25 protein-coding genes and 2 riboswitches are annotated in these 22,298 nt (G+C 70.9%); of the genes, 15 read left to right on the top strand and 10 right to left on the bottom strand.

Going from position 1 to position 22,298, the window contains the following annotated elements:
• Position 1: 1 nt before the first annotated feature.
• Positions 2-757 carry an STAS domain-containing protein gene (locus tag ACTOWY_RS37295; RefSeq protein ID WP_441314293.1) on the bottom strand — a complete coding sequence of 252 codons (756 nt, stop codon included), beginning with the start codon at positions 755-757 and terminating at the stop codon, positions 2-4.
• Positions 747-1,703 carry a chemotaxis protein CheB gene (locus ACTOWY_RS37290; RefSeq protein ID WP_441314292.1) on the bottom strand — a complete coding sequence of 319 codons (957 nt, stop codon included), beginning with the start codon at positions 1,701-1,703 and terminating at the stop codon, positions 747-749. Before ACTOWY_RS37290 ends, ACTOWY_RS37295 begins: the two co-directional genes overlap by 11 nt.
• A gap of 88 nt (positions 1,704-1,791) precedes the next feature.
• Between ACTOWY_RS37290 and ACTOWY_RS37285 the strand changes: the two genes are divergently transcribed.
• Complete coding sequence (locus ACTOWY_RS37285; RefSeq protein WP_441314291.1) at positions 1,792-2,109, top strand: STAS domain-containing protein; 318 nt, start codon at positions 1,792-1,794, stop codon at positions 2,107-2,109.
• On the opposite strand, the gene ACTOWY_RS37280 is transcribed toward ACTOWY_RS37285, so the two are convergent.
• Complete coding sequence (locus ACTOWY_RS37280; protein ID WP_441314290.1) at positions 2,106-2,492, bottom strand: hypothetical protein; 387 nt, start codon at positions 2,490-2,492, stop codon at positions 2,106-2,108. The two genes, ACTOWY_RS37285 and ACTOWY_RS37280, sit on opposite strands and share 4 nt — an antisense overlap.
• Before the next feature lie 130 nt (positions 2,493-2,622).
• Here ACTOWY_RS37280 and ACTOWY_RS37275 point away from each other — a divergent pair, with 130 nt between their 5' ends.
• The 14 genes from ACTOWY_RS37275 (at position 2,623) to gcvP (ending at position 14,054) form a co-directional block, all read left to right on the top strand.
• The gene (locus ACTOWY_RS37275; RefSeq protein ID WP_441314289.1) at positions 2,623-3,342 is read left to right on the top strand and encodes a DUF6319 family protein; all 720 of its coding nucleotides are present in this window, start codon (positions 2,623-2,625) and stop codon (positions 3,340-3,342) included.
• Between the two features lie 314 nt (positions 3,343-3,656).
• Positions 3,657-3,884, top strand: a complete 228-nt coding sequence (locus ACTOWY_RS37270; RefSeq protein WP_247762518.1) for a hypothetical protein — start codon at positions 3,657-3,659, stop codon at positions 3,882-3,884.
• 111 nt (positions 3,885-3,995) lie between these two features.
• Entirely contained in the window at positions 3,996-4,622 is a 627-nt protein-coding gene (locus ACTOWY_RS37265) for a CDP-alcohol phosphatidyltransferase family protein (protein WP_441314288.1), read from the top strand.
• Positions 4,615-5,505: a DUF881 domain-containing protein gene (locus tag ACTOWY_RS37260; RefSeq protein ID WP_441314287.1), complete on the top strand. Its 891-nt coding sequence runs from the start codon at positions 4,615-4,617 to the stop codon at positions 5,503-5,505. The genes ACTOWY_RS37265 and ACTOWY_RS37260 overlap by 8 nt, the downstream gene beginning before the upstream one ends.
• Positions 5,502-5,834, top strand: coding sequence for a small basic family protein (locus tag ACTOWY_RS37255; RefSeq protein WP_185003507.1), 333 nt, complete (start codon positions 5,502-5,504; stop codon positions 5,832-5,834). The genes ACTOWY_RS37260 and ACTOWY_RS37255 overlap by 4 nt, the downstream gene beginning before the upstream one ends.
• Position 5,835: 1 nt before the next feature.
• Positions 5,836-6,573, top strand: a complete 738-nt coding sequence (locus ACTOWY_RS37250) for a DUF881 domain-containing protein (protein WP_441314286.1) — start codon at positions 5,836-5,838, stop codon at positions 6,571-6,573.
• 46 nt (positions 6,574-6,619) lie between these two features.
• A complete protein-coding gene (gcvH, locus tag ACTOWY_RS37245; protein ID WP_441314285.1) occupies positions 6,620-7,006 on the top strand; it encodes a glycine cleavage system protein GcvH in 387 nt (128 codons plus the stop codon).
• A 116-nt stretch (positions 7,007-7,122) separates the two neighbouring features.
• Positions 7,123-7,578: a glycogen accumulation regulator GarA gene (garA, locus tag ACTOWY_RS37240; protein ID WP_185003510.1), complete on the top strand. Its 456-nt coding sequence runs from the start codon at positions 7,123-7,125 to the stop codon at positions 7,576-7,578.
• Positions 7,575-8,303: a transcriptional regulator FtsR gene (gene ftsR, locus ACTOWY_RS37235; RefSeq protein WP_441314284.1), complete on the top strand. Its 729-nt coding sequence runs from the start codon at positions 7,575-7,577 to the stop codon at positions 8,301-8,303. Before garA ends, ftsR begins: the two co-directional genes overlap by 4 nt.
• A gap of 162 nt (positions 8,304-8,465) precedes the next feature.
• A complete protein-coding gene (locus ACTOWY_RS37230; protein WP_086781012.1) occupies positions 8,466-8,939 on the top strand; it encodes a bifunctional nuclease family protein in 474 nt (157 codons plus the stop codon).
• A gap of 406 nt (positions 8,940-9,345) precedes the next feature.
• The gene (locus ACTOWY_RS37225) at positions 9,346-9,912 is read left to right on the top strand and encodes a MerR family transcriptional regulator (protein ID WP_247762529.1); all 567 of its coding nucleotides are present in this window, start codon (positions 9,346-9,348) and stop codon (positions 9,910-9,912) included.
• Positions 9,913-10,044: 132 nt separating this feature from the next.
• Complete coding sequence (locus ACTOWY_RS37220; RefSeq protein ID WP_441314283.1) at positions 10,045-10,452, top strand: hypothetical protein; 408 nt, start codon at positions 10,045-10,047, stop codon at positions 10,450-10,452.
• A 119-nt stretch (positions 10,453-10,571) separates the two neighbouring features.
• Entirely contained in the window at positions 10,572-10,832 is a 261-nt protein-coding gene (locus ACTOWY_RS37215; RefSeq protein ID WP_441314282.1) for a hypothetical protein, read from the top strand.
• Positions 10,833-10,914: 82 nt separating this feature from the next.
• A riboswitch (glycine riboswitch) is annotated at positions 10,915-11,014 on the top strand.
• Positions 11,015-11,128, top strand: a riboswitch (glycine riboswitch).
• Between the two features lie 43 nt (positions 11,129-11,171).
• Positions 11,172-14,054, top strand: a complete 2,883-nt coding sequence (gcvP, locus tag ACTOWY_RS37210; RefSeq protein WP_441314281.1) for an aminomethyl-transferring glycine dehydrogenase — start codon at positions 11,172-11,174, stop codon at positions 14,052-14,054.
• Positions 14,055-14,759: 705 nt separating this feature from the next.
• On the opposite strand, the gene ACTOWY_RS37205 is transcribed toward gcvP, so the two are convergent.
• The 7 genes from ACTOWY_RS37205 to ACTOWY_RS37175 form a co-directional block, all read right to left on the bottom strand.
• Positions 14,760-15,002, bottom strand: a complete 243-nt coding sequence (locus ACTOWY_RS37205) for a DUF397 domain-containing protein (RefSeq protein ID WP_441314280.1) — start codon at positions 15,000-15,002, stop codon at positions 14,760-14,762.
• 81 nt (positions 15,003-15,083) lie between these two features.
• The gene (locus tag ACTOWY_RS37200) at positions 15,084-16,829 is read right to left on the bottom strand and encodes a substrate-binding domain-containing protein (RefSeq protein ID WP_441314279.1); all 1,746 of its coding nucleotides are present in this window, start codon (positions 16,827-16,829) and stop codon (positions 15,084-15,086) included.
• Positions 16,830-17,002: 173 nt separating this feature from the next.
• Positions 17,003-17,968, bottom strand: a complete 966-nt coding sequence (locus ACTOWY_RS37195) for a 3-methyladenine DNA glycosylase (RefSeq protein ID WP_441314278.1) — start codon at positions 17,966-17,968, stop codon at positions 17,003-17,005.
• A 14-nt stretch (positions 17,969-17,982) separates the two neighbouring features.
• Positions 17,983-18,687, bottom strand: coding sequence for a hypothetical protein (locus ACTOWY_RS37190; protein WP_441314277.1), 705 nt, complete (start codon positions 18,685-18,687; stop codon positions 17,983-17,985).
• A complete protein-coding gene (locus ACTOWY_RS37185; RefSeq protein WP_441314276.1) occupies positions 18,684-19,208 on the bottom strand; it encodes an RNA polymerase sigma factor in 525 nt (174 codons plus the stop codon). The genes ACTOWY_RS37190 and ACTOWY_RS37185 overlap by 4 nt, the downstream gene beginning before the upstream one ends.
• Positions 19,209-19,711: 503 nt before the next feature.
• Positions 19,712-20,755 carry a hemolysin family protein gene (locus ACTOWY_RS37180; protein ID WP_441314275.1) on the bottom strand — a complete coding sequence of 348 codons (1,044 nt, stop codon included), beginning with the start codon at positions 20,753-20,755 and terminating at the stop codon, positions 19,712-19,714.
• Positions 20,752-22,110, bottom strand: coding sequence for a hemolysin family protein (locus ACTOWY_RS37175; protein WP_441314274.1), 1,359 nt, complete (start codon positions 22,108-22,110; stop codon positions 20,752-20,754). Before ACTOWY_RS37175 ends, ACTOWY_RS37180 begins: the two co-directional genes overlap by 4 nt.
• Positions 22,111-22,298: the final 188 nt, after the last annotated feature.

The raw sequence follows: 22,298 nt of genomic DNA, 5'->3' as shown, positions 1-22,298 counted from the left end.
GCTACCGCCCGTTCCGACCGGCACCCGGCTGCCGCACCCGGAGCGTAGCCCACACGACCTTGCCGTCCACCGCGGAAAGGTGCCCCCACGCCGTGGCCAGTTTGGAGATCAGCACCAGCCCCTGGCCGCCCGCCCGCGCCGGCCGTCGCGCCAGCACCGGCGGCGCCGCGCTGCCATCGCGCACCGACAGACACAGGTAGGACCCGCGCATCGCCACGGTGAGCTGCAGCGCCGTGCCCGCGTGACTGACCGCGTTGGCCACCAGCTCGTTGGCCACCAGCACCGCGGCCTCGGCCAGCTCCTCCACCCGCCACGTCGCACAGGCCTGACCCACCGCCTCGCGCGCCTGCCTGCAGGCGCCAGCCTCCGGCAGGTACCACTCGCGCAGCACCGGCGACCGCGGCCGGTCCGCCAGCGCCGCCAGCGCCTCCGCCGGACCGGCGAACACCGTGAGGTAACGGACCAGCCCGATCCGGGCCATCGGCGCGAACACCTCCGCTGGCACCGAGCACAACGCCACCGGGATGCCCGGCCACTCCGCGGCCCGCCGGCTCAGCGCGGGGAAGACGGTCAGCGCCACCTCGTCACCCAGCCGCAGCCCGGTCAGCTCCAGCAGCACCGCGGCGGGCTGTTCGGCGAGGCATTTGGCCACCGCCCCGCGCAGTGCGGACGCGGTGTTCACCCGCAGCACGCCGTGCGGCCGGACCACCGCCACCGCCCCGGTCTGGTCGACCTGGCAGGCCAGCTCACTGCTCATCGGGTTCGCCTTCCCCGCGATCCGGTGGCCCGGTCGCGATCCGGTTGATCAGATCGCGTACCAGCCGGCCCGCGGCCTTGGTGTCGGTGGCGGTGTCGGCGAACCGGCGTGCCGCCCAGGTGTTGCCCCGCTCGGTGGCCGACTCGGCCATCCGGAAGCCCTGCTCGGCCAGCAAGGTCTCCGGCGACCAGGCGTGACCCACCCGGCAGCGGAAGCGGGGCACCGGCTCGCCGGGCAGGTCGAACAGCGCGCCGTGGCAGGACGGGCAGGCCAGCCCGGCGGGCACGGCGCCCAGTTCGTCGGTGGTCATGGGTGAGAACTCGGCCATCTCGGCCTCCGCTGCGAGCAGGTCGTCCACGACCCCACCGGTGTCGGGCACCTCAGCCGCGGCGACCTTCCCGATCAGCCCGCCGATCTCGGCGGCGGACAGGACGTGCTGGACGTCATTGTGCTCCTGAGCGCTGACCGGCATCGAACGGTGCGGCGCCTCGGCCGGGTCCTGCACCACGATCAGCCCGCCGACCGCCTTGATCGCGGCCAGCCCCGCGGTGCCGTCATCGCGCGCCCCGGAGAGCACCACGCCCACCGACCGCGACCCGTGCGCCCTGGCCACCGAACGGAACAGCGGATCTACCGCGGGCCGGTGCCCGTTCTCCGCCGGACCGCGGGAGAGCTGGATCCGGCCGTCGGTGAGCAGCAGGTGATGGTTGGCCGGCGCCACGTAGATGTGTCCGCGCCGGACCGGATCGCCGTGCACCGCGTGATGGGCGGGCAACGGACCACACCGGCTCAGGATGCGCGGCAGCGCGCTCGGCGCGTTACGTGGCACGTGCAGCACCACGAGAACAACGGCGGGCAGGCCCGGGGGGAGGGCGCCGACCACGGCGCACAACGCCTCGACCCCGCCCGCGGAGGCACCGATGGCCACCACGTCCCGGCGGGTCATGACCGGGAAATACCCGCGATCGGGCTAACCGAACCGACTTCACCCCAATGGCCGTTTCCCCGCCCCCGCGCCGGGCAACACTGCCCGCATGACGGCGGCGCCACCGGATCTCCAGCTCGACGTCGTGCGGATCGGGCGCACCACGACGTTGTTCGTGCACGGCGAGCTGGACCTGGCCGCCGCGCCGGAGCTGCGGCGGATGCTGGCCGGTTGCGTGCGCGCGGGCGGACAGCTGGTGGTCGACCTGCGGCAGGCCACCTTCGTCGACTGCGCCGCGATCGGCGTGCTGCTGACCGCCCGCCGCCGCCAGCTCATCCTCGGCGGCGGGCTGCGCTGCGCCCAGTCCCGCGGGCTGGTGCGCCGGGTCCTCCAGCTCACCGGCGCCGGCGCCGAGCTGGGTTGCTAGACCGCGGCCGGCGCGGCCTCCGGGACCGGCGCGGGCGCCTCGGGGCGGGCGCCGAAGCGGTCCACCGTCCAGCGGATCACGTTGTCCTTCAGTTCCACCCGCAGCACCACCGGCTCCGCGGACTCGCCCAGCCGGGCCAGCTGCTGCACCAGGTGCCTGCGCAGTTCGTCGACCACGGCGAAGGGCAGCGCGGCGGTCAGGGTGCGGGTCAGGCTGGAGCCGTCCGGGGCGGTGGCGGCCAGATCGGCGCGGAGGGTGACCTCGCCGGGGGCGTCCTTGCCGACCGGGTAGCCACCGAGGGCGTACACGCTCAGGCCGACCACCTGAGCGGCCCGGACCAGGTTGCCGTCGACATCGGCCAGCCACAGGTTCTGCTGCGTCATACCCCGATCATGCCCGCTGGCGGCCCGATTCTCCGCCTCGGACCCTCCCGATATGTTTTGTCAGGGGTGTGCGGCAAGCTTTCTTCCGCTGACCAAGATCATCAAGATCAACCCCCTGCTAGGAGAAGAGTTGTCGATTTCCCAGGCGTTGTCGGAGCAGGATCTGGACCACGTCCGCGGTGAGCTCACCGAGGGACGCCTCCCGATCGTGTGGTTCACCTCCTTGGCCGTTGGCGTCGAGGAAGGTCGTTCCGGCAAGGTGCTGGCCCTGGGTGATGAGTCGGAGGGCGACTTCATCCAGGTCCGGCCGACCGGGTCGATGGACGTGCTGTCCTTCTCACCGAGCGAAGTCACCATCACCAAGCCGTCCCGCAAACGGACGGTGACCCCAACCGAGGAGGTTCCCGTGACCACGGCAGAGGCCGAGTCCCCCAACGAGGCGCCCGCGTCCCCCGCGCAGTCGCCCGCGGCCGAGTCGTCGGCTCCGGCCGCCCCCGCGGCCGAGTCCGCCCCGCCCGTCCCCGCCGAGAAGCCCGCGGACAAGCCGAAGCCGGCCAAGCCCGCGGCCAAGAAGGCCCCCTCCGCCGGGGCAGCCGAGCTGACGGTCACCCTCACCGCCACCGCCGACGGCGAGTGGACCGTCGAGGTCGTCAGCGGCAAGAAGAAGGTCAAGCCCGCACCGGTGGCCGCGGCCAACGTGGCGAACCTGGCCGCCGAGCTGCCGGAGGAGGCGGCCGAGGCCGTCCAGTCCGTCATCGACGCCGCCAGGGAACGGCACCGCCAGCGCGTCGAGCAGCTGCAGGCCGAGCTGGCCGCCGCCCAGCAGGCCCTGGAGGAGCTGGCCGGCTGAGGCCGCTCAACCGTTCGTCGACGGAGCCGTGCGCCCAGCGTGCGGCTCCGTCGACGTTAGACCAGACGGCGCTCAAGGCCGCGCACCGCGCTGACCTGTTACTTCGTGTTTCGGTCAGGAAACTTCCGGTCGATAGGACATCAAGGCTTTAGCCGGGACGAAGTCTGGTTTGCCCTTCACCGACGCCGTGGCGCCGGTCACCGCTACCCAGTCCGAATCGGACCTAAACCCCTCGACCGCACCACATCATTGGTTCATCGCCGCTAACGCTCAACCGCGGTGAGCCGAACTACCTGATGGAGGTGCCGCCCACCATGAGCGCACAGACGGTCTTCGCGACCATCGACGACCCGGCGAGTACGACCCGCCTGTCCAGCCTGCCCACCGCGCCGTGCAGCGTGGTGTGGAGCGGTGGACACGCGTTCGTCCTGGAGCAGGGCTTCGGCCGCTCCCGCTGGGCCGGAGTCGATGACCGGGGCCGCGCGCAGTTGCTGACGAATGCGGATCTGCAGCGTCAGGGGTGGAGCACCCGCCGCGACTGAGTCGCGGCGCCCTCGCCACCCGTCTGATCCCCTCGGGCCACCCCACATCGACCCCGAACCGGTGTGGCACCCTGAGCAGCGCGGATCAGACGGGTGGCTGGAGGGGAACGAGTGAGCAGCACCAGGCAGGAACCGGCACAGGCCGAGCTGCCGGACCGGGTGTGGACCGTTCCGAACATCCTGAGCTTCCTCCGGCTCGCCGGAGTCCCGCTGTTCCTGTGGCTGTTGCTGGGCCCGAAAGCGGACATCGCCGCGTTGATCGTGCTGGTCGTCGCCGGTCTCAGTGACTGGCTGGACGGCAAACTGGCCCGCTGGCTCAACCAGTCCAGCCGCCTGGGCGCCCTGCTCGACCCGGCGGCCGACCGGCTCTACATCCTGGCCACCCTGATCGCCTTCCTGATCCGCGACATCGTGCCCTGGTGGGTGGTCGCGGTGCTGGTCGGCCGGGAGATCGTGCTCGGCATCGCGGTGCTGGTGCTGCGCCGCCTGGGCTACGGCCCGTTCGAGGTGCACTACGTCGGCAAGGCCGCCACCTTCTGCCTGATGTACGCCTTCCCGCTGCTGCTGCTCACCGACGGCACCTACACCGGCGCCGAGTGGTTCCGGCCGCTGGCCTACGCCTTCACCATCTGGGGCAGCGCCATGTACGTCTGGGCCGCCGTGCTCTACCTGATCCAGCTCGGCGGCGCGCTGCGTGCGGGCGCCCCGCCCCGGCTCGCGCAGGCCGCCGGTGGCTGACCCGAAACCCGCTGAGCTGGGCATCCTGGGCCAGCTGCTCGGCGACCACCTGGACGCGGGCTACGACGAGGCGCACCAGCGCCGCGGCGGCGAACCGCCGAAACGTCGCAGTCACAAGGCCTGGCTGGTCGGCGGCGCGCTGCTGGCCGGACTGCTGATGGGCGTGGCCGCCTCCGACGCCGGTCAGCGCGCCCCGGACGCCGACCAGGCCCGGCGCAGCCTGGCCGATGACGTGCAGGCCGCCCGCGCCAACACCGAGGAACTGAGCCGCCGCGCCGCCGAACTGGCCCGGTCCCTGGACCAGGCCCGCGGCCGCGCCCTCGACGGCGACGAGGCGGGCCGGGCCGAGCTGGACCGGCTCACCGCGCTCAACCAGGCCGCGGGCGCGGTCGCGGTGCGCGGACCGGGACTGCTGATCACCGTCCGGGACCCGATCGAGGCCCGCGGCGGGCAGAACCACCAGAACATCCTGGACCGGGACCTGCAGGTGCTGGTCAACGCGCTGTGGTCGAGCGGGGCCGAGGCGGTCGCGGTGGGCGGCGTCCGGTTGCAGCCACGGGCCACCATCCGGCAGGCAGGCGGCGCGATGCTGGTGGACAACCGGCCCATCACCCAGCCCTACGTGCTGGAGGCGATCGGCTCGCCCGCCGAGATGCGCGACGCGCTCGCGCTCACCGAGGCCAGCCGCCGCTTCCTCGGCTTCGCCGCCGACTACGGCACCGTGTTCACCGTGGAGACCCGCGACGAGCTGCGCCTGGCCGCCGCCGGGATCACCGAAGGCAGAATGGCCGCCACCGTCACCCGCCCGCCGGTCTCCCCGACCACCCAGCCGCCGCCGCGTTCGACCACCCCGCCCACCAGCACCACTGGAGGAAAACGGTGATCGCCCTGTTCGCCCTGGCCGTGGGCGTCCTGCTCGGCCTGTGGCTGGACCCCACGGTGCCCGAATGGGCTCAGCCCTACCTGCCGATCGCGGTGGTCGCCGCGCTGGACGCGCTTTTCGGCGGCATCCGGGCCCGGCTGGACGGCAAGTTCGACGCCAAGGTCTTCGTGGTCTCCTTCGTCTCCAACGTGGTCATCGCCGCGCTGATCGTGTGGCTGGGCGACGAACTGGGCGTGGGCGCGCAACTGTCCACCGCGGTGGTGGTGGTCTTCGGCATCCGGATCTTCGGCAACGCCGCGGCCATCCGGCGACACCTGTTCAAGGCCTGAGATGACCGAACCGGAATCGACGCGGCGCACCGGCGCCAAACACCGCCTGGTCCGGATCAGGGACAACCGCTGGGTCACCGGATCCACCATGGTGCTGCTCTGCCTGGTGCTGGGCGTGGCCCTGGTCGCCCAGGTCCGGCGCACCCAGACCGGCGAGGGCCTGGCCGAGGCCCGGCCGCAGGACCTGATCGTGCTGCTGGACGGCCTGCAGGCCAAGGAAGCCTCGCTGCGCAAGGAGATCGCCGAATCCGAGGCCACCCTGCGCAGGCTGCAGGAGGGCGGCACCGCCTCGGCCGCGGCCCTGGAGGAGGCCCGCCGCAGGGTCACCGCGCTGGCCGTGCTCACCGGCACGGTGCCGGTGGCCGGACCCGGACTGCGGATCGAGATCAACGACGGCACCGGCAAACTCGGGCCCGAGGTGCTCCTGGACGTCATCCAGGAACTGCGCAACGCCGGCGCCGAGGCAGTGCAGGCCGGACCGGTGCGGGTGGGCGTGGACACCGCGCTGACCGGCGCGGACGGGCTGATCCGGATCGACGGGACCACCCTGACCCTGCCCTACGTGATCACGGCCATCGGCGATCCCCCTACTCTTGCCGCGGCACTGAACATCCCCGGTGGGGTGGTGGACACAGTGGAACGCAAGGGCGGCTCGACACGCATCCAGCAACAGGACCGCGTGGAGATCACCGCGTTGCGAGCGGAACGCAAGCAGAAATACGCTCGACCAGCCGGTTGACACAAGTTGGTCGGCGCGTCGCACCGGCACGGGAGGAGAACACTCGGTGAATGTGCCCGAGCAGTTGAAGTACACGGACGAGCACGAGTGGGTGCAGGTCACCGGCGACGGCGTGGTGCGCATCGGCATCACCGACTACGCGCAGAGCGCGCTGGGTGACGTGGTGTTCGTGCAGCCGCCCACGGTCGGCGAGACGGTCAAGCCCGGCGATTCCGTCGGCGAGGTCGAGTCGACCAAGAGCGTCTCGGACATCTACGCGCCGCTGGCAGGCGAGGTCACCGCGGTCAACGAGGTCGTGGTCACCGCGCCGGAGACCATCAACTCCGATCCCTACGGCGAGGGCTGGCTTTTCGAGCTGCGGCTGGACGACGCCGCGGCGCTGGAGCAGCTGCTCGACGCCGCCGCCTATGCCGAGAAGATCAGCGAAGCGTGATCTCGATCTTTCGCCGGCTCTTCGGCAAGCGCAGGAGCCGCTCAGGGAACGACGAGACCAACACGGTACGTTGGCAGGACACTTCGCATGATCCATCCGGCACGAGGAGCACTCAGGTGAGCACGCACGACGGGCCCGGCGTTCCGCCGGAGCGTCCCGCAGAGTCCACTTCGATCTTCCGCGCCGACTTCCTCTCCGAGGTCGAAGGCACCGAGACCGCGGCTCCCGAGCCCGCGATCTCCGGGGTCGACGCGCTGCCGTCGGGTTCGGCCCTGCTGGTGGTCAAGCGTGGCCCGAACGCGGGTTCGCGCTTCCTGCTCGACCGGGACACCACCAGCTCCGGCAGGCACCCCGACAGCGACATCTTCCTCGACGACGTCACGGTTTCCCGGCGGCACGCCGAGTTCCGCCGTGAGGGCGGGGAGTTCGTCGTGGTCGACGTCGGCAGCCTCAACGGCACCTACGTCAACCGGGCTCCGGTGGACACCGCGGTGCTGGCCAACGGGGACGAGGTCCAGATCGGCAAGTTCCGACTGGTCTTCCTGACCGGCCCCGGCGCACCGGCTCAGTGACGGCGGCCGGGCGGCCCCAGCGTGGTGGCCTCAGCATCGGCACGGTGCTCGCGCAGCTCCGGGCCGAGTTCCCCGAGGTGACCATCTCCAAGATCCGGTTCCTGGAATCGGAAGGCTTGGTCCGCCCGGCGCGTACCCCCTCGGGGTACCGCCAGTTCTCCCCGATCGACGTCGAACGTCTCCGTTTCGTGCTCGCCGCCCAGCGGGATCACTACCTGCCGCTGAAGGTGATCAAGGAGCAGCTGGAGGCGATCGACGACGGCGAACTGCCCGCCGGTCCCGCCCCGCGCCCGCCGCGGACGCTGGTCGCGGTGGACGGCCTGCCCACCGCCACCGCCTTCGAGCGCGGCGGCGAGATCCGGCTGACCCGCGAGGAACTGCTGGAGACCACCGGCATCGACGCGGCCACCCTGATCGAGCTGGAGCGCTACGGGCTGGTGCGGGCGGGCGCCGCCGGGTTCTACGATTCCGACACCGCCGCGCTGGTCCGCACCGTGCGCGCGATGACCGAGTTCGGCATCGAACCCCGCCACCTGCGCGCGTTTCGTTCCTCCGCCGACCGGGAAGTCGGGCTGGTGGAGCAAATCGCGGCGCCACTGGCCCGGCAACGCGACCGGGACGCCAGGGCCAGGGCGGATGAGGTGGTCAGGGAGCTGGCCGCGCTGTCCGTGACGCTGCACACGTTGCTGGTCAAGATCGGACTGCGGGGCGTGACCGGCGGATGACTCCCGCGCAGGTCGCGGCCGAAACGTGATATTCGTGCCCGCGATGACATGTACTGGAGCGGGCAACCGTGTCCTGCGGCGGGTAGCGTCGGAGGAGTCGGTACGCGATCCTCGTCATGGTGGGGATGTTGCGGTCCAACGCACTGGAGGAGGCGAGTTCCGATGAGCGAGATGCGCGTCGTCGGTGTGCGGGTGGAGCTACCCGCGAACCAGCCGATCCTGCTGCTGCGTGAAACCGAAGGTGACCGCTATCTGCCGATCTGGATCGGCTCGGTGGAGGCGACCGCGATCGCGCTGGAGCAGCAGGGGGTACGGCCGTCCCGGCCGCTGACCCACGACCTGCTCAAGGACGTGATCGGGGCACTGGGGCGGCAGCTCGAACAGGTCCGGATCACCGATCTGCAGGAGGGCACCTTCTTCGCGGAGCTGGTCTTCGACGGGGATGTGCGGGTCTCGGCCCGGCCGAGCGACTCGGTGGCGCTCGCGCTGCGGGTCGGGGTGCCCATCCACGCCGAGGAGTCCGTGCTCGCCGAGGCGGGCCTGGTCATCCCGGACGAGCAGGAGGACGAGGTGGAGAAGTTCCGCGAGTTCCTGGACTCCGTGTCACCGGAGGACTTCCGCGGGGCGGACACCTAGAGACAACGCTGACTTTTGCCAGGGCCCGGCGACACCGCGTGAGCGGAGTCGCCGGGCCCTCGCCGTTGGGTGATCAACAACCTTCGTCCATAACACGATCGTGTGGTCAAGCTGTGATCTTGTGGCGGTTGTGCTGGGATGCGTGGCCGCTCGTCACCGTCCGACCAGGTGACAGCGCGGGAATCGGTTCAGAAGAGTGAACCGGACCCGGGGTCTGAGCGCGACGCGGGAGCCTTCCCCGCGCGTCGCGTTGACCCGGGGGATGGGCCGTCTTACCGTCGGTGGCGAGTCAATCGCGCCGGGGTGGATCCACTTCCCGGCCGCCTGCTCAGGACCGGCACGCCAGTGTGCGCACGGGCGTGCGGTCGCCGTTGCCGACCAGAAGGTCGGCCGAGGGGAGGCACGCGTGGTCGAGGAAGCGCCCAGCGATCGAGGCGCGCCCGAGCAGGGTGCCTTGTTCCCGGACCTGTCGTTGCCGGACGAACTGGTCGGCTACCGGGGACCCGCCGCCTGTCAGATCGCCGGGATCACCTACCGGCAGCTCGACTACTGGGCCCGCACCGGACTGGTCGCGCCGACCATAAGGAGTGCCCACGGCTCCGGGAGCCAGCGCCTCTACTCCTTCAAGGACATCCTGGTCCTGAAGGTGGTCAAACGTCTGCTCGACACCGGGGTCTCGCTGCAGAACATCCGGGTCGCGGTGGATCACCTGCGCCGCCGCGGCGTGCGCGACCTGGCCCGGATCACGCTGTTCAGCGACGGCACCACGGTGTACGAGTGCACCTCCCCGGAGGAGGTGGTGGATCTGCTGCAGGGCGGGCAGGGCGTGTTCGGGATCGCGGTCAGCGGGGCGATGCGCGAGATCAGCGGCACCATCCACGAGTTCCCGGCCGAACGCGCCGACGGGGTGGAGCTGCTGCCCGGCGAGGACGACGAGCTGTCCCGCAAGCGCCGGGACCGGCAGACCGGCTGAACCACTGGTCCTGCTCCGAACGGGTCGACCGCCGGGGCAGGAAACCGCCGCCGCTCTTCTGCCAGGGCACGCGGTGTCCAACACTGACCGCGGGCCGCCGGAGGGTGGCCGCGATCAGGGGGTTCATCAGGCATGATCCGACGTGTTGTGTTGCTGCTGCTCGCGGTCCTGGCCGCGGCGCCCGGCCTGGCCGTGCCCGCGGTGGCCGGTGCCGAGGGCGTCACCAGGCCGCTGACCCTGCGGCATGAGCAGGCGGGTTTCGCCGCCCAGGTCACCAGGGTGTGCGATCCCGGGTGCACCGACACGGTGCGCGGGTTGTTCGTCACCGCGGGCGCGCCGGGGGAGTGCTACCGCCTGGAAGGCTCGATGCGCGGGTTGTGGACGCCGTTCACCGAACCCCAGTGCGGCCTGGACAAGAGTCAGGTGAGCAAGTCCTGGCAGTACTTCCCGCCCGGCTTCTACCGGATCTGCCGCGGTGACTGGCCGGACTGCGGCCCACAGGTGCGCACCCCGGTCTGGGACGTGCACGGCAGCGGCTGACCAGGGGCGCTCCAGGTATCCGCGATCGTTACCGCCGGTGACCCGAACGACCTAGTCCCACCGACCGGGACCGGACGCATCCTCGCTGGTGCGGATGGTCTCCGGATTGGGGGAGGGCGATGGCCTTCGAACGTAGCGCCGCGGTCATCGGGGCTGTCGGCGCGGTGGTGGCGGCGGTGGTCGGGGTGTTCCTGACCCAGGCGGTGCTTGCGCCCGGCGGCTCCTCGCCGAGCCCGACCAGGGTGGTCAGCCAGCTGCCGCTGACCAGCACCACCATCAGCCGCACCAGCACCACCCGGCCCACCACCAGCAGCACTCGGCGCAGCACCACCACGACCACTCGGCGTACCAGCACGACCACCAGCTGTGTCTGTCCCTGACCACCGTTGGTGACCTGGTGTTCTTGGGCACGTCGGAAACTTCCGGTGAACTCCGGCGGGGTAGGATTTCGCGCGTAGTCGTGATCCCCACGCGGGAGAGCCCGGACCGGAGCCATCGGTCCGGCGCCGAAGGAGCAACTCCTCCCCGGAACCTCTCAGGCCAAGCGGACCGTGTGGGCAGACACCTCTGGAAAGCGGTCCTCGTCCTGCGCGGACCCGCCGACGGTGCAAGTCCGGTCCGCCGTGACCGGGTGAAGCTCTCAGGCGCCCGGACACCGGGTACGGACAGAGGGGGAGGGCAGTTCCGCATGCCCACCCCTAGGCGCCGGAGGCGAGAGCATGACCCAGCCGAACCCCGATCGCATCCCGTTGGCCGCGCTGGAGCACGGCACGCCCTTCGCCGACCGGCACGTCGGTCCGCGGCCCGCCGAACTGGCCCGGATGCTCGACGTCATCGGGGTCGGCTCGCTGGAGGAACTCGCCCAGCGGGCGGTGCCCCAGGTGATCCGCGAGGGTGAGCTGAGCCTGGCCCTGCCCGCCCCGGCCACCGAGTCCGAGGCGCTGGCCGAACTGCGCGCGCTGGCCGACCGCAACACGGTCAGGGCCCCCATGATCGGGCTCGGCTACTACGGCACCGTGACCCCGCCGGTGATCAAGCGCAACATCCTGGAAAGCCCGGCCTGGTACACCGCGTACACCCCGTACCAGCCGGAGATCTCCCAGGGCCGGCTGGAAGCCCTGCTCAACTTCCAGACCATGGTCGCCGACCTGACCGGCCTGGACACCGCCAACGCCTCCATGCTCGACGAGGGCACCGCGGCCGCCGAGGCGATGACGCTGGTGCGCCGCGCCGGCAAGTCCAAGTCGGCGCGGTTCGTCGTCGACGCCGACTCGCTGCCGCAGACCATCGCGGTCATCCAGACTCGCGCCGAACCACTCGGCATCGAGATCGTGCTCGCCGACCTCGCCCAGGGCCTGCCCGAGGGCGAGTTCTTCGGCGTGCTGCTGGCCTACCCGGGCGCGGGCGGCGAGGTCCGCGACTACCGGGCCCTGGTCGAGCAGGCGCACGAACGCGGCGCCCAGGTCGCCGTCGCCGCGGACCTGCTCGCGCTGACCCTGCTGGTCCCGCCCGGCGAGTTCGGCGCGGACGTCGTGGTCGGCACCACCCAGCGCTTCGGCGTGCCGATGGGCTTCGGCGGCCCGCACGCCGGTTACATGGCGGTGCGCGCCGGACTCGAGCGCCAGCTGCCCGGCCGCCTGGTCGGGGTCAGCGTGGACGCCGACGGCAACCCCGCCTACCGGCTCGCGCTGCAGACCCGCGAACAGCACATCCGCCGGGAGAAGGCCACCAGCAACATCTGCACCGCCCAGGTGCTGCTCGCGGTGATCGCCGCGATGTACGCGGTCTACCACGGCCCCGAGGGCCTGCGCGGCATCGCCACCCGGGTGCACCGGCTGGCCACCGTGCTCGGCGCAGGCCTGCGCGCGGGCGGCGTCGAGCTGCGGCACGAGCGCTTCTTCGACACCGTGCTCGCGCACGTGCCCGGCAAGGCCGCCGAGATCGTCGCCAAGGCCCGCGCCCTGGGCGTCAACCTGCGTCTGGCCGACAACGACCACGTCGGCATCGCCTGCGACGAGACCACCACCCGCGAGCACCTCGCGCTGGTGTGGCAGGCCTTCGGCGTCACCGGCGACGTGGACGCGCTGGATGCCGAGACCCCCGACGCCCTCGGTGGCGGGCTGAACCGCACTTCGGACTACCTGACCCACCCGGTCTTCCACGCCCACCGCTCGGAGACCGCGCTGCTGCGTTACCTGCGCGCCCTCTCCGACAAGGACGTGGCTCTGGACCGCAGCATGATCCCGCTCGGCTCCTGCACCATGAAGCTCAACGCCACCACGGAGATGGAATCCATCACCTGGCCGGAGTTCGCCGGGCTGCACCCCTTCGCCCCCGCCGCCGACGCCGCGGGCCTGCTCTCCCTGGTGCACGACCTGGAGGCCTGGCTGGCCGAGGTCACCGGCTACGACGCGGTCAGCGTGCAGCCCAACGCGGGCAGCCAGGGCGAGTTCGCCGGCCTGCTCGCCATCCGCGCCTACCACCGCAGCCGCGGCCAGGAAGCCCGCGACATCTGCCTGATCCCCTCCTCCGCGCACGGCACCAACGCCGCCAGCGCGGTGATGGCCGGCATGCGGGTGATCGTGGTCCGCTGCGACGACAAGGGCAACATCGACCTCGGCCACCTGCGCGAGACCGTCCAGGCCCACCGCGACGACCTGTCCGCCATCATGATCACCTACCCGTCCACGCACGGCGTGTACGAGGAAACGGTCGCCGAGGTCTGTGCCCTGGTGCACGAGGCCGGTGGCCAGGTCTACGTCGACGGCGCCAACCTCAACGCCCTGGTCGGCCTGGCCCGCCCCGGCAAGTTCGGCAGCGACGTCAGCCACCTGAACCTGCACAAGACCTTCTGCATCCCGCACGGCGGCGGCGGCCCCGGCGTCGGCCCGATCGGCGTCCGCGAACACCTGGCGCCGTTCCTGCCCAACCACCCGCTGCAGCCCACCGCGGGCCCCGCCACCGGCGTCGGCCCGATCAGCGCCGCACCCTGGGGCAGCGCCTCCATCCTGCCCATCTCCTGGGCCTACGTCCGGATGATGGGCCCCGACGGCCTGCGCCGCGCCACCCTGACCGCCGTCGCCGCGGCCAACTACGTGGCCCGCAAACTCGACGAGCACTTCCCGGTCCTCTACACCGGCGAGGGCGGCTTCGTCGCCCACGAGTGCATCCTCGACCTGCGCCCCATCACCAAGGCCACCGGCGTCACCGTCGACGACGTGGCCAAGCGCCTGGCCGACTACGGCCTGCACGCCCCCACCATGTCCTTCCCGGTGGCGGGCACCCTCATGGTCGAACCCACCGAAAGCGAGGACCTGGCCGAGCTGGACCGCTTCTGCGAGGCCATGATCGCCATCCGCAAGGAGATCGACAAGGTCGGCGCGGGCGAGTGGCCGGTGGACAACAACCCGCTCCGCAACGCCCCGCACACCGCGGAATCCCTGACCGGCGACTGGGACCACCCGTACACCCGGGCCGAAGCGGCCTTCCCGATGAAGTCGGACCGCCCGAAGATCTGGCCGCCGGTGCGCCGGATCGACGGGGCGAAGGGCGACCGGAACCTGGTCTGTTCCTGCCCGCCCATCAGCGCCTTCGAGAGCTGACAGCAAGAACGACAAGCGCCCCGGGCCAACGGTCCGGGGCGCTTCGCATTGGGTTCTGCGGCGGCGGGCGGGCGAAGCCCGAAGCCGGGCGGCCGGGGTGGCTTTTCAAACTCCACCCGAGCGGTTCCCCATCCCCGTCAGCCTGGAGAGGACACACCGCATCCCGGGCAAGCGGCCTGCAACCTGCTTCCGCGTGCCCGCCCAACCGCAACGGGCCGCTTGCCCGGGATGTGGTTTGGTATCGGAGGGCTGACGGGGATGGGGAACCGTACGAGCACTGCTCTCTGCTCTTGATTTTCCCCCCATCCTTTGATTTCTGCCCGTCCGGCGAGGACGCACTTGATCTTCGCTCTTGACTGTCAACCCGAAGATCAAAAAAGGATGGCCTCGCCGGCCGGGCAGACCACCGGAGGGGGGAGGCAGATCAAGAGCCGGGCGAGCAGGTTGCGGGGCGGGGTTTGGGTTGCCGGGGCTGGTTCCAGCGTGGCTCCGAGGGCTCGCGTGTTCTCCGTACGGCCTTCCGCCAGCCAACCACACCTCACCGAGCGGCCCCCGTCGCGTTGGGCGGGCAGGCGGCGGCAGGTTGCAGGGGCCGCTCGGTGAGGTGTGGTCTGCATGCTCCAGGCCGTACGGAGAACACGCGAGAGCCCTCGTCGTGGGGTTTTCACCCCCACCCTCCACCGTCCACAAAGGACTCCGCCTCGCTCAGTCCTCCCCGCCGCGCCCTTCCCCGCTCCGCCCTTCTCCGCCATGACCACCCAACTCATCCAGCCCGTGCACAAAAGCCGCGAACGCCCCCGGCGAGAACGACAACCCCGCCCCGTCCGGATTCTTCGAGTCGCGCACCACCACCGCATCCGGCAAGACCGCCACCTCCACGCAGTTCTCCCCGTTGCCGCTGCTGTAGCTGCTCTTGCGCCATCGCGGCGCGGGGCGGTCTGCTGCCATTACCCACTCCATTCGTGCCCGGGTGCGGCATGTGCGTCCCGGACACCGTCACGTCGACAGGTCCTCGGCGGAGGAACGAGGTCAGCCTGCGGAGAGCAACTGCGCCAGCGCGGGGTCGATCGCCGCGCCGTCCGCGGCGACGGACACCGAGCCGCCCGTGGACTGGGCGATCTTGGTGAGTGGGGCGCGTTCCGGGTCGGGGCCGATCGTGATGAAGCTGATCGAGACCTTCTTGTTCGGGTTACGCACCTTGTCCAGCTCGGCCTGCAACTGTTGCAGGTTCAGACCGCCGTCGTTGGGGCCGTCGGTGAGCACCACGATCCGGTTCGTCCGTCCTTGCTCGTAATTCTCCACAGCCGAGCGGTACACCACAGCCAGGCTTGAGTACAGCTGGGTGGCGCTCACCGGCTTGAGGCCCTCGATCGCACCCCGCAGGGCGTTGCGCTGCTGCTCAATACCCTTGGTCGGCACCAGTTGGCGGTACGGCTTCTTGCCATCCAGGGACCGGGAGAACTCCCACATACCCATAGAACCCGACACCGACCGGTCCACCTGGCCACGCAACGCGGCCTTGAGCCAGTCCATCCGGGATTTGTCCTGGCCGCCGTCGGCGTGCATCGACCCGGACACGTCCACCAGCATGGTCACCGTCTGGCCGTTGTCGGCCGAACTGGCCCAGGAGGCGGCCAGCTGTTGCGAGGTGTTCTCATCCGCGGGCGCCAGCAGGTCGTCGTTGGCGATCCAGGTGATCCCCGGTGAGGTCAGCGGGCGTTCGTTGGTGCTGCGCACGCGCACCCCGGCCTGCTGGGCGAGGACCTTCTCCTGCGCGGGCTCGCGCAGGAAGTCGCCGAACTTCTGCGCCGCGCGCACCTGGGCGTCCTTGATCCAGTCCCCGGACAGCGGCAGCAGCGGGAAGTCCGCCGAGGGCGCCGGGCCCGTCGCCGGGATGCCGTAGAGCGGCTTGTCCGGTTTCGGCTTGCCGTCCACGCCCAGGTTCCGGCGGAACAGGTCGATCTCCAGCACCGGCACACCGTCGTAGGGCGAGGTGGCCAGGTCGGGGGTCTTGCTCAGCTCGACCAGGGCGTCCTGGGTGGTCGGCGGCACGCCCGCGACCTTGGCCTTGGCCACCTGGTTCAGCGCGGCGCGCACCGCGGGCTGGGTCAGCATGTCCATGGTCACCGGGCCGCGTTCCTTCTTCCCGGCCCAGGCCAGCGCGCACTGCACGGCCAGCGCGCTGGCCGGGTTGCGCACCAGGTCCGGCACACCCATGGTGAACCGGCCCCAGTCGCTCATGCCGAAGCGCTTCCAGCCGTCCGGGGCGGCCAGCAGTCCGGGGACCTCGCTCCAGCGGAACCCCTGCCCGGAGCGCAGCGGCTGCGCCGCGGGTTCGGGCACCGCGAGCACCACCGGGGAGTTGCCGATCGACTCGGCCGGTGCGCCCAGCAGCGACTTGTTCTGCGCGCGCAGCTGGTTGACCCACAGTGAGGACTCCGGCAGCCAGGCCGAGGGCGGCTGGCCGAGTGTGCCGGTGTCCCAGCCCTGGGTGAGCGCGGTGAGCACGGTGGGCGAGTCCAGCGCCTGGATCTCCACCCGCAGGCAGTAGTCGTCGATCACCGGGCGCTGTCCGTTCCAGGCGATCGCGGCGCTCTGCAGCGGATCGGCCACGCTCGGCGTGACCGCCATCCGCAGCACCAGCTCGCCCTGCCTGCACTCACCGGCCTGCGCGGCGGCCCGGCGGTCCAGGATGCCGCCCAGCCAGGTCCAGCTCAGATAGCCGAGCACGAACAGCGCGACGACACCAACGATGACAAAGGGCCATCGAGCCATCCCGCGCCGGGTGCCTTCCCCAGCCGCGCGGTGTCGAGCCATCCGACGTCCCCTTCAGCCCCGCGTGACCATCCGGCATTTCCCACCGGGATCACCATCAAACCGTTGGTAATCAACAGCCATCAGCCGTTGACGTGTCACGCTAACAGGTGACACAAGAGCGTCAAGATATGTTACGGAGAGTGGACGGAAGCCGAGGTTTGCGGAAACGTCTCGTGATCGTCATGGTCGGCCGCCGACCTCGCCGCTCCCGGCCATCGGAGCAGCGTACGGCACAGGTCGACCAGCGCGGCGCGGAGTGGCTCGGCCCGCTGGGAAAATGCACTTTGCATTTTGACGTACTCGGCGCGGCCTTCCGTGGTTTCGATCCGCACCGGCGGATAACCCAGTGCGGCGAGATCGTACGGGCTGGCCCGCATGTCCAGTTCGCGCACATCCAGGGCCAACTCGAAACAGTCCGCGATCAGTGCCGAAGGCGGGTACGGGGCGAGTTTGTAGGCCCACCGGAACAGGTCCATGGTCGCGTGCAGGCACCCCGGCTGCTCCAGCGCGACCTGGGTCTCCCTGGTCGGCTGCAGGGTGTTGCGCGGCCGGGCCGGCTCGGTGAAGAACCGGAAGGCGTCGAAGTGCGAACAGCGGATCTGGCTGTTCTCGACCAGTTCGTCGGTGCCCGCGTGGCCCAGCCGCAGCGGCCAGCCCACGTGCCGGACCTGCTCCGGATCGGTCCGGTAGACCATCGCCCACTCGTGCAGACCGAAGCAGCCCAGCCGGGGCGGACGGCTCGCGGTCGCGCTCAGCAGCGCCGCGACGAACTCGGCGGTGCGCCGCCGGGCGGCCGGGAACGCGGCCGGGTCCAGGGTGACCCCGTCGGCGGTGCGGGTGTAGGCGGGCTTGCGCAGGTACTCCGCGGCCGAGTCCCCGGCCAGGGTCACGCCGGGCCCCGGATGCCACCGTTCCAGCTGCGCGGGCTTGAAGCTGTAGTAGGTGAACATGAAGTCGAGCACCGGATGCTTCTCGCCTGCCGCCTTGCGTTCGCGGTGCCCGTCGGTCCACGGCCGGATGCGCTCCAGGTAGGTCGCGCGCTGTGCATGCCAGTCCGCCTCGCCGAGGACGAGGTGCTCTGCTGACAGCGCGGCCACCAGCCGATTCTAGGTCACTGACCGCGCAGCACCGCCCAGGTGACCTTGCCGCCGGGACTCGGCGTGCGCCCGTGCGCCAACGCCAGCTGGCCGAGGGCGGGCGGGGTCCGGGCCGGCGCGTCGGGTGTCCGGTCCCGCACCGACACGGTCAGCCGGATGTCGCGCATCCGCACCCGCACCCACAGTTCGGGCCCGCCCTCCTCGACCGCGGCCGACACCAGCTCCTGCACGATCAGCAGCGCGTCGCCGAGGGGTTCGTGCTGCCCCCAGTCCAGGCATGCCTCGGTGACGAACAGCCGGGCGCGCAGCCCGCTGATGTCCCCGCACGGCAGGCGCACCTGCCGTTGCCGGACCGGGGGCGGACTGCGGCACACCCGCACCGCCTCGGTCAGTGTCGGGCACACCGGCAGCAGCCGGGCCAGCGGACCGGTCGCCACCGCCTGCTGCAGTTCCGGTTCCTCGGCGACCAGGGCCATCGGGATGTCCGGCCACACGTTCACCTGCCGCCAGACCCGGTGGAAAATGCCCAGGGCCGATGGTGAGCCCAGCTGCAGCTTGTCCAGGATCACCACCAGTGCGGCGGGTTCGGCCGCGGCGATCTTGAGCAGTCCGTCCAGCAGCCGCTGGTGGGTGGACAGGTCCAGCCTGCCCACCGGCTGGACCACCGCGAGGTGGCTGCGGTTCCAGACGATCAGCCGGAGCGGGCTCGGTCTGCTCACGGTTCGGTCGGCTCCATCTGCCCGATCTTGCGGCGTATCCGGCGGCGTCCGGCGCGGGCGGCCTGCTCGACCGCCAGTTCGCTGATCCGCAGCCGTTCGCCGACCTCGCGGTAGGAGCGGCCGTCGGCGAGCAGCATCAGGATCCGCCGGTCGGCCTCGGCCAGCAGATCGGGCTGGTCGAGCATCCAGCGCGCGTGCAGCCGGTCGGTGACCGCCTCGGCCACGCCCGTGCCTGCCACCGGGGCCAGCATCGGGTGGTCGAAGATCCGGTTGGCCACCGCCTGGCGGCGCAGGTGGTCCACGCACAGCCGTTTGACCACGGTCATCAGGAACGGGCGCAACCGGCTGCGATCCAGGTCCGGGTGCGCGGCGGTGCGGATGAAGGCCTCGTGCACGAGGTCCTCGGCATCGTCCCCCGCGCCACGGCGGGCGGCGAGGCGGACGAGTTCGGGGCGCAGCCTGGCGCACTGGCCCCAATCGGCGGCGGAGAAGGACATGGCGGGCGGCGACGCGTTCCGCATGGGGTGTCCCCACTGGCGAGGAGGATTACAGTCCGTGATTCTCTCGCCATTCTGTGTACAGGCACGTCGCCCGGGAGCGTGTGAGTCAGCTCACAGTTCAGGGGTGTGACTCCCGTTCGTACCCATACGGGGGCAACGCCACAGGTCGTCAGCGGGACGGTGCGGTCGGAGCAGGGCCGACCGCGCCGCCTCCGTCGCTGGCAACCACCAGGGCGGGATACCGCGACTCGAGCGGGCGGATGTCACGATTTGCCCCGAGCGCGGAGGTTCCCGCGCAACGGGGCCGGCACCTGGCATGTGGGTGCCGGCCCCGTTGTCCTTGGCGTGCTCCGCACGCTGGATTTTTCGCTTCTAAGTCGCCTCGTCGTGCATCCGCCGCACGCGAAGCAAGCTTCGGATGCGTCGGACGCACGACAAGGCAACGCGAAAAATCGGCACCCCGCCGCTGGTGAAGAGCCCGCCGTGTCGCTGCGCGCCACGCCTGTTTCGCAACAGGTGGACGGTTAGCTTGGGACGTGGGTGGCGTCTCGGACCGTGCCTACGTATTCCTCTACCAGGTCTTCTAGGGCGACCACGCCTAGTACTGCGCCGTCTGGGGCTACTGCGCCTGCCAGGTGGCTTTGGGCTCTTCTTAGTGCGGCTACTGCTTCGTCCAGGCGGGCGTCTGCTGGGAGTTCTGGTAGGCCGCGGATTCGGTTGAGGGGGACTGGGGTTGACGGGTCGGCGCTGGCGAGGTCCAGGACGTCTTTGACGTGTAGGTAGCCGCGGACTGAGCCGGTGGCGGTGCGGACCGGGAAACGGGAATAGCCGGTGCTGACCACCGCCTGTTGCACGTCGCCGACCGTGGGGCGTTCGGGCACCGTGGTCAGTTTGTCCAGGGGGACCAGCACGTCGGCGACGGTGCGCTGGGCCGAGGACAGGGTCTGGGTCAGGCGGCGGTGTTCGGAGTCATCTAGGAGGCCCTCGCGCCGGGATTCGGCGATCAGTTCGGACAGCTCGTTCGGCGTGTAGGCGGTGTCGATCTCGTCCTTCGGCTCCACCTTCAGCAACCGGAGCACGCCGTTGGCCAGCCAGTTCAGCACCGTGATCACCGGGCGGACCAGGCGCACGAAGAACACCAGCGCGGGCACCATGCGCAGTGAGGTGCGCTCGGGTCCGGCGATGGCGATGTTCTTGGGCACCATCTCGCCGAGCACGATGTGCAGCACCACCACGACGAGCACCGCGGCGATGAAGGCCAGCACATCGGCCACCGCCTCGGGCACACCCAGCGGCAGCAGCAGTGGGCTCAGGTGCGCGGCCACCGCCGGTTTGGCGATGGCGCCCAGCGCGATCGAGCACAGCGTGATGCCCAGTTGCGCGCCGGCCAGCATCAGCGAGATCTGCTCACTGGCCCTGATCACCGTGCGGGCCCCGGCCGAACCGGCGTCGGCGAGCGCTTCCAGGCGGTCCCGGCGGGCGCTGATCAGGGCGAACTCGGCGCCGACGAAGAAGGCGTTCAAGCCCAGCAACAGCAACGACACGATCAGTGCGACTCCGCCGCTCATGCCGGCACCTCCGCGGGGGCGATGACGGCCCCGGCAGGCACGGCCTCGGGCACGCGGGTGACGCGCAGGTCGGCGATCCGGTTGCGGTCCATCCGCATCACGGTGAGCCGCCAGCCGTCGTGCCGGACCTCGTCGCCGACCTGGGGAATCCGGCCGAGCCGGTAGAGCACGTAGCCCGCGATGGTCTCGTAGTCGCCCTCGGGCAGGTCGAAGCCGGTGGCCTCGGCCACCTCGTCACCACGCAGCAGCCCGGAGACCATCCAGCTCTGCTTGCCCAGCGGGCGGACCGGGTTGACCTCGCCGCGGTCGTGTTCATCGCGCACATCGCCGACGATCTCCTCCACCAGGTCCTCCAGGGTGACCAGGCCGGCGGTGCCGCCGTACTCGTCCACCACCAGGGCCACCTGGAGTCCGGAGGCACGCAGCCGGTCCAGCAGCGCGTCCCCTTCCAGGGTGTCCGGCACCGTTGGCACCGGCCGGGCCAGGGAGGAGACCCTGGTGGTGTCGCGCTGGTCCACCGGCACGCCGAAGGCCTGCTTGACGTGCACCACGCCGATCACGTCGTCCAGATCGCCGCTGTGCACCGGGAACCGGGAGAACCCGGTGCGCAGGCTCAGCTCGATCAGATCGGGCACGGTGGCGTCCGAACGCAGCGCCTGCACGTGCACCCTGGGCGTCATCAGCTCGTCGGCGAGCCGGTCGCCGAAGCGCAGCGACCGGTCCAGCAGGGTGGCCGTGCCCTTGTCCAGGGAGCCGCGGGCCGCGCTGGTGCGCACCAGCGAGCCGAGTTCGTGCGGGGACCGCGCCGAGCGCAGCTCCTCCACCGGCTCGACGCCGAAACCGCGCACGATCCAGTTGGCCGCGCCGTTGAGCCCGGTGATCACCCACCGGAACACGCCGGAGAACCCGGCCTGCAGGCCCGCGGTGGCGCGGGCGGTGGGCAGCGGCCGGGCGATGGCCAGGTTCTTGGGCACGAGTTCGCCGAAGACCATGGACAGCACGTTGGCCAGCAGCACCGCCAGGGCCACCGCCAGCACCAGCGCCACCGACTGGGGCAGGCCCAGCCAGATCAGCAGTGGTCCGGTGAGCCGGGCGATGGCCGGTTCGGCCAGGTAACCGGTGACCAGGGTGGTGATGCTGATGCCCAGCTGTGCACCGGAGAGCTGGAAGGACAGGGTCCGGTGCGCGTGCTGGACCTGCTTGGCCCTGCGGTCGCCGATGGCACGGGCGTGCGCGTCGACGGTGCTGCGCTCCAGCGCGGACAGGGAGAACTCGGCGGCCACGAAAAGGCCGGTACCCAGGGTCAGCACCAGCAGGCCGACCAGGCTGAGCACGATGGATAGCGTTCCGGTCACCGCTCGCCTCCGCGGAGACGGGTGTCCGGGCCGCTATGACAGCCGGGGCTTTCCCCCGGCTCGCTACTGTTTCCGGGGGACCGCGCGTCTGGCACGGGGTGCTTCACTCCTCAAACAGGATGGATCACAGAATCGGACCCGCGTGCGCGGATCCTACCCAGTGTAAGCGCTGGACAAACGCGGTCCGG

It is taken from the genome of Crossiella sp. CA198 (genome assembly GCF_052078295.1).
GTDB lineage: Bacteria > Actinomycetota > Actinomycetes > Mycobacteriales > Pseudonocardiaceae > Crossiella.
The sequence above is the reverse complement of the archived record's forward strand: the minus strand, read 5'-3'. Positions and strand labels throughout refer to the sequence as shown.